General features: G+C 66.0%; 14 protein-coding genes. 3 read left to right on the top strand and 11 right to left on the bottom strand.

Annotated elements, in window-relative coordinates; translation table 11 throughout:
* Positions 1 to 17: 17 nt before the first annotated feature.
* Positions 18 to 1,190, top strand: a complete 1,173-nt coding sequence (locus tag ACSQ3Q_RS13200) for a pyridoxal phosphate-dependent aminotransferase (protein ID WP_436134824.1) — start codon at positions 18 to 20, stop codon at positions 1,188 to 1,190.
* A 27-nt stretch (positions 1,191 to 1,217) separates the two neighbouring features.
* On the top strand, positions 1,218 to 1,766 hold the full coding sequence (locus ACSQ3Q_RS13205) for a hypothetical protein (protein WP_436134825.1): 549 nt from the start codon (positions 1,218 to 1,220) through the stop codon (positions 1,764 to 1,766).
* A gap of 65 nt (positions 1,767 to 1,831) precedes the next feature.
* On the opposite strand, the gene ACSQ3Q_RS13210 is transcribed toward ACSQ3Q_RS13205, so the two are convergent.
* The 9 genes from ACSQ3Q_RS13210 to ACSQ3Q_RS13250 form a co-directional block, all read right to left on the bottom strand.
* Entirely contained in the window at positions 1,832 to 2,743 is a 912-nt protein-coding gene (locus ACSQ3Q_RS13210) for a DMT family transporter (protein WP_436134826.1), read from the bottom strand.
* A gap of 456 nt (positions 2,744 to 3,199) precedes the next feature.
* The gene (gene kdpE, locus ACSQ3Q_RS13215; RefSeq protein WP_436134827.1) at positions 3,200 to 3,904 is read right to left on the bottom strand and encodes a two-component system response regulator KdpE; all 705 of its coding nucleotides are present in this window, start codon (positions 3,902 to 3,904) and stop codon (positions 3,200 to 3,202) included.
* A 5-nt stretch (positions 3,905 to 3,909) separates the two neighbouring features.
* On the bottom strand, positions 3,910 to 6,678 hold the full coding sequence (locus ACSQ3Q_RS13220; RefSeq protein WP_436134828.1) for a DUF4118 domain-containing protein: 2,769 nt from the start codon (positions 6,676 to 6,678) through the stop codon (positions 3,910 to 3,912).
* 32 nt (positions 6,679 to 6,710) lie between these two features.
* Positions 6,711 to 7,283: a potassium-transporting ATPase subunit KdpC gene (kdpC, locus tag ACSQ3Q_RS13225; RefSeq protein WP_436134829.1), complete on the bottom strand. Its 573-nt coding sequence runs from the start codon at positions 7,281 to 7,283 to the stop codon at positions 6,711 to 6,713.
* 10 nt (positions 7,284 to 7,293) lie between these two features.
* Positions 7,294 to 9,393, bottom strand: coding sequence for a potassium-transporting ATPase subunit KdpB (gene kdpB / locus ACSQ3Q_RS13230; protein ID WP_436134830.1), 2,100 nt, complete (start codon positions 9,391 to 9,393; stop codon positions 7,294 to 7,296).
* A 9-nt stretch (positions 9,394 to 9,402) separates the two neighbouring features.
* Positions 9,403 to 11,208 (bottom strand): potassium-transporting ATPase subunit KdpA, encoded by a 1,806-nt coding sequence (gene kdpA, locus ACSQ3Q_RS13235; protein WP_436134831.1) that lies wholly within the window; start codon positions 11,206 to 11,208, stop codon positions 9,403 to 9,405.
* 1 nt (position 11,209) lies between these two features.
* Positions 11,210 to 11,308 (bottom strand): K(+)-transporting ATPase subunit F, encoded by a 99-nt coding sequence (gene kdpF / locus ACSQ3Q_RS13240; RefSeq protein WP_436134832.1) that lies wholly within the window; start codon positions 11,306 to 11,308, stop codon positions 11,210 to 11,212.
* Positions 11,309 to 11,571: 263 nt separating this feature from the next.
* Positions 11,572 to 12,543, bottom strand: coding sequence for a magnesium and cobalt transport protein CorA (locus tag ACSQ3Q_RS13245; RefSeq protein ID WP_436134833.1), 972 nt, complete (start codon positions 12,541 to 12,543; stop codon positions 11,572 to 11,574).
* Between the two features lie 456 nt (positions 12,544 to 12,999).
* Entirely contained in the window at positions 13,000 to 13,959 is a 960-nt protein-coding gene (locus ACSQ3Q_RS13250) for a helix-turn-helix transcriptional regulator (RefSeq protein WP_436134834.1), read from the bottom strand.
* A gap of 93 nt (positions 13,960 to 14,052) precedes the next feature.
* Here ACSQ3Q_RS13250 and ACSQ3Q_RS13255 point away from each other — a divergent pair, with 93 nt between their 5' ends.
* A complete protein-coding gene (locus ACSQ3Q_RS13255) occupies positions 14,053 to 14,661 on the top strand; it encodes a glutathione S-transferase family protein (RefSeq protein ID WP_436134835.1) in 609 nt (202 codons plus the stop codon).
* 39 nt (positions 14,662 to 14,700) lie between these two features.
* Here the strand turns inward: ACSQ3Q_RS13255 and rng are convergent, their stop codons facing one another.
* Together rng and ACSQ3Q_RS13265 are read right to left on the bottom strand one after the other, a co-directional pair.
* Complete coding sequence (rng, locus tag ACSQ3Q_RS13260) at positions 14,701 to 16,188, bottom strand: ribonuclease G (protein ID WP_436134836.1); 1,488 nt, start codon at positions 16,186 to 16,188, stop codon at positions 14,701 to 14,703.
* Positions 16,189 to 16,355: 167 nt separating this feature from the next.
* On the bottom strand, positions 16,356 to 16,970 hold the full coding sequence (locus ACSQ3Q_RS13265; RefSeq protein ID WP_436134837.1) for a Maf family protein: 615 nt from the start codon (positions 16,968 to 16,970) through the stop codon (positions 16,356 to 16,358).
* Positions 16,971 to 17,023: the final 53 nt, after the last annotated feature.

Here is a 17,023-nt window from a genome sequence, read left to right on the forward strand (position 1 = left end):
TCCTCAGACGCTGCGCCATGACACAGACCACCGCCACCGCCCGCACCCCCGACTTCCAGAGCAAGCTGCCCCAGGTAGGCACCACCATCTTCACCGTGATGTCGGCCCTGGCCGCAGAGCACGGCGCGGTCAACCTCGGTCAAGGTTTCCCTGACTTTGAATGCGCACCCGAGCTGGTGAACGCGGTGACCCAGGCCATGCAGGCCGGCCACAACCAGTACCCGCCCATGCCCGGCATTCCGGCGCTGCGCGAAGCGGTGGCCGGCAAGATCGCCGCGCTGCACGGCCGCCGGTACGACGCAGGCACTGAAATCACCATCACGGCCGGGGCTACGCAAGCCATCATCACCGCCATCCTCGCCGTCGTGCACCCTGGCGAAGAGGTCATCGTGCTCGACCCTTGCTACGACAGCTACGTGCCCAACATCGAGCTGGCTGGTGGCAAGGCCGTGCGGGTGCCGCTCACGCCCGGCACCTTCCGCCCCGATTTCGCCAAGATCAGCGCGGCCATCACGCCGCGCACGCGTGCCATCCTCATCAACAGCCCGCACAACCCCAGCGCCACCATCTGGACGGCCGAGGAAATGCGCCAGCTTGAAGACCTGCTCGCGCCCACCAACATCCTGCTCATCAGCGACGAGGTGTATGAGCACATGGTGTTCGACGGTGCCGAGCACCAGAGCGCCGCACGTTTTCCGGGCTTGGCGGCGCGCGCCTTCATCGTCTCCAGCTTTGGCAAGACCTTTCACGTCACCGGCTGGAAGGTCGGCACCGTGGCGGCGCCCGCAGCCCTTACCGCCGAATTCCGCAAGGTGCACCAGTTCAACGTCTTCACCGTCAACACGCCCGTGCAGCATGGCCTGGCCACCTACCTGCAAGACCCTGCGCCCTACCTGCAGCTGCCGGCGTTCTACCAGGCCAAGCGCGACCTGTTCCGCGCGGGCCTGGCCGGCTCGCGCCTGAAGCTCTTGCCCAGCACCGGCAGCTACTTCCAGTGCGTGGACATCTCGGCCGTGAGCGACCTGAACGAGTCCGACTTCTGCCAGTGGCTCACCCGCGAGATGGGCGTGGCGGCGATTCCGCTGTCGGCGTTCTACGGCGACGGGTTCGACCAGCGCGTGGTGCGTTTCTGTTTCGCCAAGAAGGACGACACGCTGCGCGCCGCGCTGGAGCGGCTGCGCAAGCTGTGAGGTAGCGCAGCGCGCCCAGACTCGACGATGAAAAACAAGAAGCTGCAGATATCGCTTTTCGAGTTTCTTCAGACCGGCCGGTTTGGGCCGTTTACGCCACAAAGAAATTGTTCGCCCGAAGACATTACGAAAATCTTCGGTCAACCAGACAGCATCGAGATCTACGGGGCCATCGGTCCCGATGGCTCCTATCGTGCTGGAGATGAGCGCTGTTTTCCAGTCATCCTGGCTTATGGCGTCATCGAATTTCATTTCGATGCGCCGTTGCTGATGTATACGTTGTTCTCGGACTGTTTCTTCTCAGGACGCCCTCGCGGCGGCTCCCTCAAACTGAAGGACACGGCGCTGCTGCGCCACAGCAGGCCACTCAATGAATTCTTGATCCTGGCGAAATCAAGAGGCCTCGAAATCCGCTCGGCCGTTCCCACACAACCACCGCTCGCAGTGATACTCACAACGAGTGAGGGCGTCACCCTTCACTTCGAGCACGAGGATGCGAGCGCTCCTGGCTCGCAGCCCACCTTGCGGGCTTTCTCATGGGCACACGACTTCCGAGACCGCTCCAACCCTGCATAGCAAGGTAGGAGCAGCGCGAGTTCAGACAATGCCAGCATCACACCCATCGGAGGGACACGCGACCGCTACCGAGTCTGCCGTGCCAGCCAGACCCCCGCAGCCGCCAACGCCATGCCCGCCAGCGCCCAGCCGCTGAGGGTTTCGCCAAACACCGCCCAGGCCACCAACGCGGTCATAGGCGGGGTCAGGTAGAACAGGCTGGCCACGTTCACTGCGCCGCCGCGGCGGATCAGCAGGTTCAACAAGCTGACAGCGCCCAGGGAGAGCACCAGCACCAGCCAGCCCAGTGCAAAGAGAAACTCGCCGCTCCACTGCACGGCCATGGTTTCCGTCGCGTACGCCAGCACGGCCATGGCCACCACACACGGCAAATACTGGATGACCGAGCCGGTGCGCAGGTCGAACGCGGGGCAAAAGCGCTTTTGATACAGCGTGCCGGCCGTGATGCCCAGCAGCGCCACCACCGCCGGCATCAGCATGCCCACCAGCGCGCCGCCCGGCACGGTGGCCACCTTGCCGGCCACGACCAGCGCCACGCCGGTAAACCCCAAGGCCAGGCCCGCCCACTGCGCGGGCCGCACCTTCTCGCCCAGCAGGGCGCCCGCCACCAGCGCCGTCAACAGCGGCTGCAGCCCCACCACCAGCGCCGTGATGCCCGACGGCAGCCCGTGGCCGATGGCGATGAACACCCCGCCCAGGTACACCCCGTGCACCAAGAGGCCCGACGCGCCGATGTGAACCCACGCCTTGCTCGACGCAGGCCACGGAGCGCGCACCAACGCCACCACTCCGAGCATCAGCACGATGACGATGGCAAACCGCAGGGCCAAAAATGTGAGCGGCTCCACATAGGGCAGCCCGAGCTTGGCGCCGATGAAGCCGGTGCTCCAGAGCGCGACGAAGAGCAAGGGAATAAACGCGTCAAGCGTGCCGGGCGCGGCCGGCGCGGAGGAATGCGGTGGGGTTGCCTGGGTCATGGAACGAAGACACGAGAAAAGTGAAGATCTCGCAGCTGCGCGTTAGCGCAACGGCATAGCGACAGGGTTAGAGGCAGAAGCCATTCGGACGACGGATCCGCGTCCATGGATTGGGGCGCCTGACGAATGCGAGGCCGAAGCCTTTGATGATCGCACTTGCACGAGTCCTGCGCATGGCCCCTGCCGACGTAACTGCTCGGGGCCTCGCCGCACGGCAACCGGCAAGACGGTTTGCCCGCCAAATGCATGCGAAATAACTCTGGCGCCCACCACCACAACCTCTGACAGCAATATTTCCACAGCATGCGGCTGGCGGTGCTCGCAGCCCCGCGCTCGGCCGCCAGACTGAAATATTGAAAGAAACGGCCTCTAGCGCTTATTCCATAAGCACTCTTAGCTACTATTTGTATAGCAAATACATGTTACGCCCCGCAATCGACGTGGGGTGGCGCTTGTTTACACCGCCAGCCGGTACCCCACCCCCGACTCGGTCAGCAGGTGTTTGGGTTGCGCCGGGTCGGCCTCCAGCTTTTGGCGCAAGTGCCCCATGTAGATGCGCAGGTAGTGCGCCTGGTCGGACCGCATCGGCCCCCAGACCTCGCGCAGCAGCTGCTTTTGCGTGATCACCCGCCCCGCGTTGGCCACCAGCACGCACAGCATGCGGTACTCCGTCGGCGTGAGGTGGACTTCCACCCCTGCCTTGCGTACCAGGCGCGCGCTGCGGTCCAGCTCGACATCGCCAAAATGAAAAAGCGGCTCCACCACGTCCGCCGTGAGCCCATTGCCCGTGGCAGCGCGGGGCCGCCGCAGGTTGGCGCGCACGCGGGCCAGCAGCTCGCCCGTGCCAAAGGGCTTGGTCAGGTAGTCGTCCGCACCGGCATCCAACGCCGCAATCTTGTCCGCCTCATCGGTCCGCGCAGACAACACGATGATGGGCACGGCCGACCAGCCCCGCACATCGCGGATCAGGTCCACGCCATCGCCATCGGGCAATCCCAGGTCCAACACCAGCAAATCGGGCCGGCGCGTACCGGCGGCCGACAGGCCCTCGCGCAGCGTGCCTGCCTCGTGCACCTGCCAGCCCTCGGCCTCCAGCGCGCTGCGCACAAAGCGCCGGATCTGGGGCTCGTCCTCTACCACCAACACGGTTCGTATCTGCATCGTCTTCAAGGGGCGGCAACGCCCTGCTCCATGTCATCCCAACCCGGGGCCGGGGGGGGCGCGCGCCGCGCCAGCACCACCGTGAACTCCGCCCCGCCCCCCTCGGCGTTGGTGGCAGAAATCGTGCCGCCATGGGCCTGCACCACTGCCTTGCAGATCGCCAGGCCCAGCCCCACGCCCGGCGTCACCGATTCAGCCTGACCGCGCGTGAATTTTTCAAACAGCGTGTGCTCCTTGCCGCGCACCGACGCCGGAAGCCCGGGGCCATGGTCCCGCACGCTCACTACCAGCGTGCTGTCGGTGGCCGACGCCCTCACGACGATGGGCGCCGCACCGTACTTGGCTGCATTCTCCAGAAGGTTCACGAGCACACGTTCGATGAGCACAGGGTCGAACTCCACCAGCGGCAGGTCGGCAGGCAGCTCGGTGCGCACGGCCATGTCGCCCAGCGCCGGCCTGGCAGCACGAATGGACGATCCCACCACCTCCTCCACCGACTGCCAGTCGCGCCGCAAAGTCACACTCTGGCCCGACACATCGCTCTCCAGCCGCGCCATGTCCAGCAGGTTGCTGACCAGCGCGTTGAGCTGGTGCGCCTGACGGACGATGGCCTCGGCTGCGGCTTTGCGCTCGGGCTCCGGCGCGCTCTTGAGCGATTCAGCCAGCGTGATCAGGGCCGTGAGCGGCGTGCGCACGTCGTGCGACACCGCGCCCAGCAAGGCGTTGCGCAGCCGCTCGGATTCCATGTCCACCACCGCTTTTTGTGCGATGTCGACGTAGTGCACCCGCTCCAGCGCAATGGCGATCTGCCGCGCGAGGGTTTCCAGCTGCTGCGCCTGTTCCGGTATCAACAGCCACCGGGGGTGGGCAGGCTCCAGCGCCAGCACGCCACGCACGCGCATCGGCGCCTTCAGCGGCACATAGCGCCAAGTCTGGGCAGCCAGGGTGCTGGTGGCCAGGCCCGCACTCTGGCCCTGCCGCAGGGTCCAGTCGGCCACGCTTTTGTCGAAACCTGGTGGCAGGTCGTCCGGGTAATGCAGGCGGTCCGAGGCATCCAGTGCCACCACCACCGCGCGGCCACCAAAGTGGCCCTGCACCGCCGCCGCACCGATCTCGGTGACCTGGCGGGTCTCCAGCGCCGCAGATAACTCGCGCGCCAACTCGAACAGCGACTGCGCCCGGCGCTCCCGGCTGATCGACACGCCCGCAGCAAAGCGCAGCCCCGCCGTAAGCTGCCCCACCAGCAGCCCCACGCCCAGCATCACGGCAAAGGTGACCACGTATTGCACATCGCCCACCGCGAACGACAGGCGCGGCGACACAAAGAAAAAGTCGAACGCAAGCACGTTGAGCAGCGCCGCCATGGCCGCCGGCACCCGGCCGAACCGCATGGCCACGGCCACCACGCCCACGAGGTACAGCATGACGATATTGGTCAGCTCCAGCAGCCCGTGCAGCGGTGTCGCGAGCAGCGTGACTGCGATGCTGGCGACAAGCGCCCACAGAAATCCCAGCCAGCGCTCGCGGCCGGCGTTGTCCTCGTCAGCCTCGCGGGCGTCCGGTCCGGCGCTGTGGGCCCACAGCGCTTGCGGCAGGCGCCGAGAGCTGCCCGCGTGCGCGGCCTCCACGATGTCGAGCGATGGCGCCAGTGCAGTCAGTTGGCGCGCCACGCCCTGGGCCGGCATCCATCGCTGCCACCAAACTGACGCAACGGGCCGCCCCAGAACCATGGTGGCGCAGTTGAGGTGCAGGGCCTTGGCGGCCAGCGCGGGGGCTACGCTGTCGCCGGTCAGTACCGCCGTCTCGGCCCCCAGCTCTTGCGCCAGTTGCAGCACCGCCAGGATCTTGTCCCGCTGCGCGGCATGGAGCCGCTGCAGGCGCGGCGTTTCCACATATGCCGCGTGCCACTTCACGTTCAGCTGGCCCGCCAGGCGCGCAGCCGTGCGCACGGTCTGCGCTGCGTCCTCGTACGGTCCCACGCAGGCGAGGATGCTGCCTGAGGTGTTCCAGGCCGCGGCCACCCGGGCGCCCGGGTGGCCCGATTGCTCCACCCGCCAGCCCCGCACGTCGTCCTCCACATGCTCGGCGGTGCGCCGCAGCGCAATCTCGCGCAGCGCGATCAGGTTGCCCTTGCGAAAAAAGCTCTGCGCGGCGCGCTCGGCCTGCTGTGGTACATAGACCTTGCCCGCGCCCAGCCGCGCGATCAACTCGTCTGGCGTGGCATCGACCAGCACCACTTCGTCCGCATCGTCCAGTACCGTGTCAGGCACAGTTTCATGCACGCGAATGCCCGTGATCGCACCCACGGTGCCGTTCAGGCTCTCCAGATGCTGCACATTGAGTGCCGTCCATACGTCGATGCCCGCGGCCAGAAGCTCCTGCACATCCTGCCACCGCTTGGCATGGCGCGAGCCCTGCACGTTGGAATGCGCAAGCTCGTCCACCAGCAGCACCGCCGGCTTGCGCGCCAGCGCGGCGTCGAGGTCGAACTCGTTCAGGCGCCGGCCCCGGTACTCCACTGACTTCTGAGGCAGCGCCTCCAGGCCCCCCAGCAGCGCCGCCGTCTCTGCCCGGCCGTGGGTTTCCACCACGCCGATCAGGACGTCGCGGCCGGCGCGGTGCTCCTGCTGCGCAGCGCTGAGCATGGACCAAGTCTTACCCACCCCCGCGTTGGCACCGAAGTAAATGCGCAGCTTGCCCCGGCGGATCTGCGCTTCTTCGGCGCGCAGCTGCGCGATCAGGGCATCGGGGTCGGGGCGCGGGATTTCAGCCATGTGCCGCCTGCGGTGATGGCTGACGAGGCTTCCTAGCGCGCATCGTCCAGAGCCAGGTTCAGCGCCAGCACATTCACCCGCGGCTCGCCCAGCGGGCCCCACAGGGGTTGCTCCGTGTGCTGACCCACAAGAGCAATCACGCGGTCGAGCGGCAGGTGGCGGGCCCGTGCCACACGCGCCGCCTGGTACTGCGCGGCGGCGGCGCTGATGTGCGGGTCAAGCCCACTGGCAGAAGCCGTCACCAGATCCACCGGCACCGGCGCGGTGTTGGTGGGGTCAGCCTCGCGCAAGGCCGCGACACGGGTCTTTACCGCGCCGGCCAGCGCGGGGTTGAGGGGCCCCTGGTTGGAGCCCCCTGAGGCAGCCGCGTTGTACGGCATGGGCGCCGTGGCCGAAGGGCGGCCCCAGAAGTGCCCGGGCTCCGAAAAGTTCTGGCCGATCAGCGCAGACCCCACGGTCTGGCCTTGGCGCTGTACCAGGCTGCCGGCAGCCTCGTGGGGGAACACGGCCTGCGCTGCACCCGTGACGGCCAGCGGGTAGAGGAGGCCAGTGAGCGCGCTCAGCACGGCAAACAAAACCAGCGCGGGGCGAAGAATGTTTTTCATCATATTTTCCTCAAGTCAGCCCTACGGCCACCAGTATCCAGTCAATCAGCTTGATGCCCACGAACGGCACCACCAGCCCTCCCAAGCCATAGATCGCCAGGTTTCGCCGCAGCAGCGCAGCCGCGCCCACGGGACGATACCGCACGCCCCGCAAGGCCAGCGGGATCAAAAACACGATCACCAACGCGTTGAAGATCACGGCCGACAGGATGGCGGACGATGGGCTTGCAAGGTGCATGACGTTGAGCGCCGAGAGCTGCGGGTAGGTCGACACAAAAATCGCCGGCACGATGGCGAAGTACTTCGCCACGTCGTTCGCAATCGAGAACGTGGTCAGCGAGCCGCGCGTCATGAGCAGCGCCTTGCCGGTCTCAACCACCTCCAGCAGCTTGGTCGGGTTGGAATCCAGGTCGACCATGTTGCCTGCCTCCTTGGCGGCCTGCGTTCCGCTGCCCATCGCCACCGCCACGTCGGCCTGCGCCAGCGCGGGCGCGTCGTTGGTACCGTCGCCGGTCATCGCCACCAGCCGGCCTTCGGACTGGTACTTGCGGATGAGCGCGAGCTTGTCTTCCGGCGTTGCCTCGGCCAGGAAATCGTCTACCCCGGCCTCGGCGGCGATTGCGGCCGCAGTGAGCTTGTTGTCGCCCGTGATCATCACCGTCTTGATGCCCATGCGGCGCAGCTCGACGAAGCGCTCCTTGATCCCCGTTTTCACGATGTCCTTGAGCTCGACCACGCCCAGAACATGGGCGCCTTCTGCCACTGCCAGCGGCGTGCTGCCACGGTAGGCCACCTGGTCGGCCGCGTTCAACATGTCCTGCGGCATCTTGCCGCCCAGGGATTCGACGTAGCGTGCCAGTGCTGTCACTGCACCCTTGCGCAGCGCGACGCCGGCCGACTCTGGTTGGCCATCGCCGGCCGGCAAATCCACGCCGCTCATGCGGGTCTGCGCGGTAAACGGCACCAGCTTCACGCCCTCTGCGTTCTGGCCGTCGACACCAGCGCGGCGGGCCAGCTCGACAATGCTGCGCCCTTCGGGCGTTTCGTCTGCCAACGACGCCAGCAAGGCGGCGCGGGCCAGGCGTTCCTTCGTCACACCCGGTGCCGGCAAAAACGCGCTGGCCTGCCGGTTGCCGTGGGTAATGGTGCCGGTCTTGTCCAGCAGCAGCACATCCACATCGCCCGCAGCCTCCACAGCCCGGCCCGAGGTGGCGATTACATTGGCCTGCATCATGCGGCTCATGCCGGCCACGCCCACGGCGGACAACAGCCCGCCAATGGTGGTGGGGATCAGGCACACCAGCAGCGCCACCAGCGCCGTCAGCGAGACCACCGTGCCCGCGCCAGAAGCTTGCACGCTGAAGATCGAAAACGGCAGCAAGGTCACGGTGACGACCAGGAACACGATGGTCAACGCGACCAGCAAGATGGTCAGCGCAACCTCGTTGGGTGTCTTCTGGCGCTTGGCCGCCTCGACCATGCCGATCATTCGGTCGAGGAACGACTCGCCCGGGTTCACCGAAATCCGCACGACCAGCCAGTCGGACAACACGCGGGTCCCACCGGTCACGGCCGAAAAGTCACCGCCCGATTCCCGCACCACGGGGGCGGATTCGCCGGTGATGGCGCTCTCATCGACCGAGGCCACGCCCTCGATCACCTCGCCGTCCAGCGGGATGACGTCGCCCGCCTCTACGAGCACCACGTCTCCACGACGCAGGTTGGTGGCCTGCTCTGGCAAGAAGGGCGCGCCGTGGACGGGCTCCTTGAGCTTCTTGGCCCAGGTCTCGCGGCGCAGCCCGCGCAGCGATGCGGCCTGCGCCTTGCTGCGGCCCTCGGCCAATGCCTCGGCAAAATTCGCGAACAGCACGGTAAACCACAACCACACGGTGATGGCCAGCACGAAGGCCGGGCGCATGCTGGCGTCCTGCGGCGCACTGAGCGCATGCAGCCACAGCAGCGTGGTGAAGATGCTGCCGATGTACACGATGAACATCACCGGGTTGCGCCACTGCACCAGGGGACTCAGCTTGGCAAATGCGCCCCAGAGCGCTGTCCGCACCAAGGCCGCATCCAGCAGCGAGATGGAAGAAGAATTTTTCTTGATCATGGCCAAACCTTATTGAGCCCAGAGCACCAGGTGCTCCACCATCGGCCCCAGGGCCAGGGAGGGCACGTAGTTGAGAAGCCCCACCAAAAGCACCGTCCCCACCAGCAGCGTGACAAACAGCGGCCCGTGCGTGGGCATGGTGCCCGCCGTGACCGGCAGGCGCTTTTTTGCAGCCAGCGATCCGGCGATGGCCAGCACAGGCACGATCACCCCAAAGCGGCCGAACCACATCGCCACTGCCAGCAGCACGTTGTAAAACGGCGTGTTGGCCGACAGGCCCGCAAAGGCGCTGCCGTTGTTGTTGGCGGCGGACGTGAGGGCGTAGAGGATTTCCGAGAAGCCATGCGTCCCCGGGTTGGCAATGCCCGCCCTGCCCGCGTCCACGCTCACGGCAATGGCCGTGCCCACCAACACAAGGATGGGGGTGACCAGGATGGCGGCTGAGGTGAGCTTGATCTCGCGCACCTCGATCTTCTTGCCCAGGTACTCCGGCGTGCGGCCGATCATGAGACCCGCCATGAACACCGCGAGGATGGCGAACACCAACATGCCATACAGGCCCGAGCCCACGCCGCCGAACACCACCTCGCCCAGTTGCATCAGCACCAGGGGCACCATGCCGCCCAGGGGCGTGAACGAGTCGTGCATCGCATTCACGGCGCCACACGATGCCGCCGTGGTCACCGCCGCAAACAACGCTGACGCAGTGATGCCAAAGCGCACCTCCTTGCCTTCCATGTTGCCGCCTGACTGCAGCGCGCCTGCAGCCTGGTCCACGCCCAAGGCCGACCACTGCGGGTTGCCGGCCTGCTCCGCCGCCACCAGGGCCACCACGGCCACCGCAAATATCACCGTCATGGCCGCCAGTAGCGCGTAACCCTGGCGCTGGTCACCCACCACCCGGCCGAATGCAAAACACAATGCGGCGGGGATGAGAAAGATCCCCAGCATCTGCACAAAGTTGGCCAGCGCGGTCGGGTTCTCATACGGATGGGCGGAGTTGGCGTTGAAGAAACCGCCGCCGTTCGTGCCGACCATCTTGATGGCCTCCTGCGATGCGACAGGGCCCATGGCAAGCGTCTGCGTGTTGCTTACCTTGGCCTCCGTCACGGGGGCACCGTCTGCGCCATGCACCGGCTGGCCCGCCGCGTCGAGCTTGGGCACTTCGTAGGCCGTTTGCTCCAGCGTTGCCACGTCCTTGTACGCGTCAAAATTCTGGATGACGCCCTGCCCGACCAGCACGATGGCAACCACCAGCGAAATCGGCACCAGCACCCAGGAGATGATGCGCGTCACGTCGGTCCAGAAGTTACCCACATGGCCCTGGCCATCGGTGCGCCGCGCGGCAAAGCCCCGGGCCAGCGCAAAAGCCACCGCAATGCCCGTGGCGGCCGAGAAGAAGTTCTGTACCGCCAAGCCCAGCATCTGCGTGAGGTAGCTCATCGTCGCCTCGCCCACATAACCCTGCCAGTTGGTGTTGGTGACAAAGCTGACCGCAGTGTTGAACGAGGAATCTCTGGACACGGCGCCCATTCCCTGTGGATTGAGCGGAAGCAAATGCTGCAAGCGCTGCAGCCCATACACCACCAACGCGCCGAGGGCATTGAAGGCCAGCAGCGCCAGTGCGTAGGTGCGCCAGTGCATGGACTGTTCAGGCGCGACTGCGGCGAGCCGGTACAGCGGCTTTTCCACTGCATGCATCCATCGCGGTAGTTGCCCATCGCACACGGCGGCCAGCCAGCGGCCCAGCGGCCATGCCAGCACGCCCAGCACGATCAGAAAAACCCCAAGCAGGGTCCAGGCAGAGGTGTCCATGTCAGAACTCCTCGGCGCAGATCAGCGCAAACACCAGATAGGCCAGCAAACCGATGGCCACGATGGCGCCGAAGCCATACAGCACTTCAAGGCTCATCATGGCCGTTCACCCTTGGCCGGGCCGTGTTGGCCCAGCAAAACGACGGCCTCGGCCACCACTACCCACAGCGCCGCCATTGCGGCCAACCAGATCACGTCCATCGACAACTCCTGCATCAAAACCTGTGTTTGATTCTCAAGAGCCGTCCGTAAAAAGTGTGCACAGACTGCAGGGAGCGCCGTAAAAACGCCGTAAAAATGCAGGCGGCGCGGACGGCGTGAATGGCCCGCGGAGGGAACTCAGCAGGGGGCCGCGGCGCGGCCCTAGAGCCAACCCGCCTTGCGAAAGCGAAAGTACAGAAAGCCGCAGGTGCTGGCGATGAGCGTGAGTGCCACCGCATACCCGTAGCGCCATTTCAATTCGGGCATGTGCTCAAAGTTCATGCCCCAGATGCCCGCAAACGCGGTGCACACCGCAAACAGGCTGGCCCATGCAGCCAGGCGCTTGACCACCTCGCCGTCCTCAATGGTGACCATGGACAGGTTGACGTGGATCGCTGTGCCGATGGTGTCGCGGATGGAGTCGATGGAGGTGTTGATGCGGGCCAAGTGGTCGACCACATCGCGGAAGTAATCCTGCGACCCCGTGCAGATCTGCGGAACGCGTCCGCCGTGCAGCTTGGACGCCCCTTCGAGCAGCGGCGCGACCGCGTGCCTGAGCACCGTGAGCCGCTGCTTGAGCTCATACAACCGCTTGATGCTGGCGCGCCCGGCCCGCTGCGTAAATATCTGCTGCTCGATGGTTTCCAGCTCGACTTCCAGCGCGTCGATGACGGGGAAGTAGCGGTCCACCACCGCGTCCATGAGCGCATAGAGCACAAAACCAGGTCCGTTGCGCAGCAACTCCGGCTCGCGCTCGCAACGCTCGCGCACATCGACGAAACCATGCTCGCTGCGGTTGCGCACCGAGACCACGTAGTTCTCGCCCACAAACACATTGAGCTCGCCGATGGTCAAGCCCGCTGCCACGCCGCTGGATTCGAGCAGATGCATGACCGCAAACAGCGAGTCGCCGTACTCCTCGACCTTGGGCCGCTGGTGGCCATGGTGGGCGTCCTCTACCGCGAGCGGGTGCAGGCCGAACTCGCCCTTCAACTTGTCAAGCTCCTCGGGCGTCGGGTCCTGCAAGGCCACCCAGACAAAACATCCAGGCAGCGCAATGTGGTCCCTGATCTCACTGACGGGGATATCAGCCCGCTTGGTGCCGTTTTCATACACAACACAATTGATCAACATCGCCGCACCTCTGCAAATCAGAAATGCGGACGATCTTGCCAGCAGCGCTGCAGGCGCAATGCCGGCCAAGGCGCCGCAGCGGCGTGCGCAACCAGCGGGTCAACGTGGCGGACCGTGCAGCGGGCCGCAAGGGGGATTGGTTCGCGACCGGTCTTTAGAACGTGTTCACGATCTCGCAGGGGTCGCGTTGGAGCGCAATCGGGAGGAGTGGATGCTTCGGATGCGCCGCATGCGCCGCATGGGCTCATGCCCATGCAAGCAGCCGGGGCGCCAAACATTTGAGTTCATCGGCCCGATTTCGCTCCAACCCTTCGGGCAGTAGTCTTGGCGGGCGGTCTGCGGCGTTGCGGCGCTTGTGGATAGCCGGGCTATGCACTGCGCCCCGCGCCCAGCATCCCATCCGCCAAGACCGCTGCGCGACCCCTGGGCGATCCCTGGGCGATCGTGAACACTTTCTTAGGCCGTGCACCGCATGGCCCGCTCGGCCGCCACCCGCAACCGGTCCTTCAACGATGTCGGCGCCAGCACCTCGAAGTCGACATCGAGCGCCATCAGCCAGTACGTGAGCGAGTCCAGCGCATGCGCACCACACTCCAGCTGGCAACGCTGCCCGCCGTCCAGGGGCGTCAACAGCCCCGCAGCGGGCGGGATGCGCCGCGCCATCTCGGCATGGGGTGCGTGCAGCACGATGCGCGCCTGTTCGTCGTAGGGCGACACGGACACGGCGCGCGAGACAAAGGCCTTGAGGTCTCCCCCTTCGGGAGAGGCCCGCGGCGAGAAATGCGCGCCCATCGCGGGCAGGCCGACGATGCGATCAATGCGAAAGGTGCGCCAGTCATTGCGCGCAAGGTCCCACGCCACCAGGTACCAGCGCAGGCCCGTGTGCACCACGCCCTGCGGCTCCACCGAGCGTTCGGCGCTGCGCCCGCGGATGTCCTGGTACGTGAACCCAAGGCGCAACTGGTCGCGGCAGGCGAGCGCCAGCGTGGCCAGCAGTGATGCATCGACCACCGGCCCCACCCGGTCCATGGGCACGATGGCCGAGCGCAGTGCGTCGAGCCGCTGCCGCAGCCGCGCGGGCATGGCCTGCTCCAGCTTGACCAGCGCGCGCAGCGCAGGTTCTTCGATCCCGCCCACCGCTCCGGCGGTGGCGGTGCGCAGGGCAATCGATACGGCAAGCGCTTCCTCGTCGTCCAGCAGCAGGGGCGGCAGCGCCTGCCCTGCGCGAAAGGCATAACCCCCCGCCACACCGCTGCTCGCGTGCACCGGGTAGCCCAGCTGGCGCAGGCGGTCGATATCGCGCCGCAGCGTGCGTGGGTGCACCTCCAGGCGCTCGGCCAGCTCCTGCCCCATCCAGTGGTTGCGGGTTTGCAGCAGGGAGAGCAGGCGCAGAAGGCGGGTGGATGAGGTCAGCATGGCATCACTCTACTGCGCATTGAGGGCGGAAACTGTCCGCAATCGCTTCTACAGTGGACCCACCTTTTCTTCCACAACCCTAAGGAGCTCTCCATGTCCATCGTTCTCTATTGGCACCCCATGTCCAGCGCCAGCCCTATCGCCTGCACCCTTGCCGAGCTGGGCGTGCCCCACGAACGCGTGAAGGTCGACATCCGCGCCGGCGAGCAGCACCGCCCCGAGTACCTGGCCCTCAATCCCAACGGCAAGGTCCCGACCCTGACCGTGGACGGTGCCCCGATGTTCGAGACCCTGGCCATCCACCTGTGGTTGGGCCATCGCTTTGGCATCGAGCGCGGTTTGTGGCCCGCAGCGGGCACGCCCGAGGCGCTGCAGGCCCTGTCGTGGTGTGCTTGGTCGTATGTGACCTACGGCGCGGTGCTGGTGCGCCTGCAGGTGGCGACGCAGGGTGAGGAATCGCTGCGCAGCGGCGTGCATGCGCAGGCCGCCACGGCCGGACTGAACAGCTTGCTGGCGGTGCTGGACGCGCGGCTGGCCGCGCAGCCCTGGATGCTGGGCGCCGACTATTCGCTGGTGGACCTGGTGGTGGGGTCGGTGCTGGGCTACAGCGTGTACCTGGGCGCGCCGGTGAATGACCACCCGCATGTGAAGGACTGGCTGGCCCGGGTGCAGGCGCGCCCGGCGATGCAGATCGAAAGCTGAATCACGCCCCCATCCGCTGGGCAAGGGGGCGCAGGAGCGCTAGAGCAGCACGATGTCGTACTGCTCCTGCCCCATGGCGCTTTCCGACTGCAGAGAAATCGGTTTTCCGATGAAGTCCGACAGCCCGGCCAGATGCTGGCTCTCTTCGTCCAGGAAGAGTTCCACCACACGCGGTGACGCCACCACGCGGAACTCGCGCGGGTTGAACTGCCGGGCTTCACGCAGGATCTCGCGCAGCACGTCGTAACACACGCTGCGTGCAGTCTTCACGATGCCCTTGCCCTGGCAGGCCTCGCAGGGCTCGCACAGCATGTGGGCCAGGGATTCGCGGGTGCGCTTGCGTGTCATTTCCACCAAGCCCAGCTGCGAAAAACCGCCGGCCATGGTCTTCACGCGGTCGCGCGCGAGTTGCTTTCTGAACTCGGTAAGCACCGCATCCTGGTGGTCGTCCCGCACCATGTCGATGAAGTCCACGATGATGATCCCGCCGAGGTTGCGCAGGCGCAGCTGGCGCGCAATGGCCTGCGCGGCCTCCAGGTTGGTCTTGAAGATGGTGTCGTCAAAATTGCGGGCGCCCACGTAGCCCCCGGTGTTCACGTCGATGGTCGTGAGCGCCTCGGTCTGGTCCACGATGAGGTAGCCGCCTGATTTCAAATCGACCCGCCGGCCCAGGGCCTTGGCGACTTCTTCGTCGATGGAGTACAGGTCGAAGATCGGCCGCTCGCCTTTGTAGTGCTGCAGCTTGGGCGCAGCGGCGGGCATGAACTCCTGCCCGAACGCGCGCAGGCGCTGGAATTGCTCCAGCGAATCGAGGCGGATGGTCTGCGTGTGGTCGCCCACCAGGTCGCGCAGCACGCGCTGCAGCAGATCGAGGTCCTGGTGCAGCAGCGACATCACAGGCAGCTTGAGCGATGCCTCCTTGATGCGGGCCCAGGTCTTGCGTAGGTAGGCAATGTCTTCGGCCAGTTCTTCGTCGGTGGAGTCTTCGCCATTGGTGCGCAGGATGAATCCGCCGCCACCGCCCGTGGACTTGTCGCCCACGAGTGCTTGCAGGCGCGCACGCAGCGCGTCGCGCTCGGCGCCGGGGATCTTCTGCGAGACGCCCACGTGGTCGTCCTGGGGCAAAAACACCAAGAGGCGGCCCGCGATGCTGATCTGCGTGGACAGGCGCGCGCCCTTGGTGCCGATGGGGTCCTTGATGACCTGCACCATGAGGGCCTGGCCCTCGAACACCTGCTTTTCAATGGGGATTTGCGGTTCGGTCTTGCGCGCGAATGCGGGCGGCTCGCCATCGGGCTGGCGGTGCCACACGTCGGCCACATGCAAAAAGGCCGCGCGCTCCAGCCCGATGTCGATGAAGGCCGACTGCATGCCCGGGAGCACGCGCGAGACCTTGCCCAGGTAGACGTTGCCCACCAGGCCACGCTCCAGCGTGCGCTCGATGTGCAGCTCCTGCACGGCGCCATGCTCCACGATGGCCACGCGCGTCTCCTGCGGCGACCAGTTGATCAAAATGTCTTGTTGCATGGCGTTGTGGCTGTCTCGGGTTGTCGTCGTCGCTGGCTGAAAATTTCGCAGGTCACCACAGCACATATCCGTTCATGGGCGCTTGTCGAGTGCAGCGCGCCTCGGCGCAAACGCTTCGACAAGATGGGGGCGAACAGATGGATGCGTGTCGTGAACTCGAAAGCGCCCTAGACGGCAAAACCCGCTGCGTGCAGCAGTTGTGCCGTCTCGTACATGGGCAACCCCATGATGCCCGAATAACTCCCTGCGAGGTGTTCCACATGGGCGGCCGCGCGGCCCTGGATGCCGTAGGCGCCGGCCTTGCCCAGCGGCTCGCCCGTGGCCACGTAGGCATCGATCTGTGCGGGCGTCATCGCGGCAAAGGTCACGCGCGAGACGGACAGGCCCGTGAGCCGCTTGGCGCCCACCTGCAGCGCCACGGCGGTAAGCACGCGGTGCTCGTGCCCCGCCAGCTCGGCCAGCATGCGCGCGGCGTGCGCGGCGTCGTCCGGCTTGCCGTAGATGGTGCGGCCCAGCGCAACGGTGGTGTCCGAACAAAGGATGGGCGCATCGGGCAGCTGGCGCCGCGCGCGCCGCGCCACGGCGGCGTCGAGCTTGAGGCCGGTCACCCGTTCAACGTAGGCGGTCGGGGCCTCGCCGGGCAGCACGACCTCGATGGCTTCGGTGTCTTCGACCTCATCGCCGGCGACATTGGGCAGCAGCAGTTCATGCCGCACGCCCAGTTGTTCAAGCAGCTGTCGGCGGCGCGGGCTCTGGGAGGCGAGGTAGATGAAGTCAGGCATGAAAAGATTTGATTAAAAACCGGCCTCAACGCTTATTCAGCAAGGGTTTATAG

Origin of the sequence: Acidovorax sp. LjRoot129 (assembly GCF_964253765.1) — a bacterium.
In the GTDB taxonomy this organism is placed as follows: Bacteria; Pseudomonadota; Gammaproteobacteria; order Burkholderiales; family Burkholderiaceae_C; genus Acidovorax.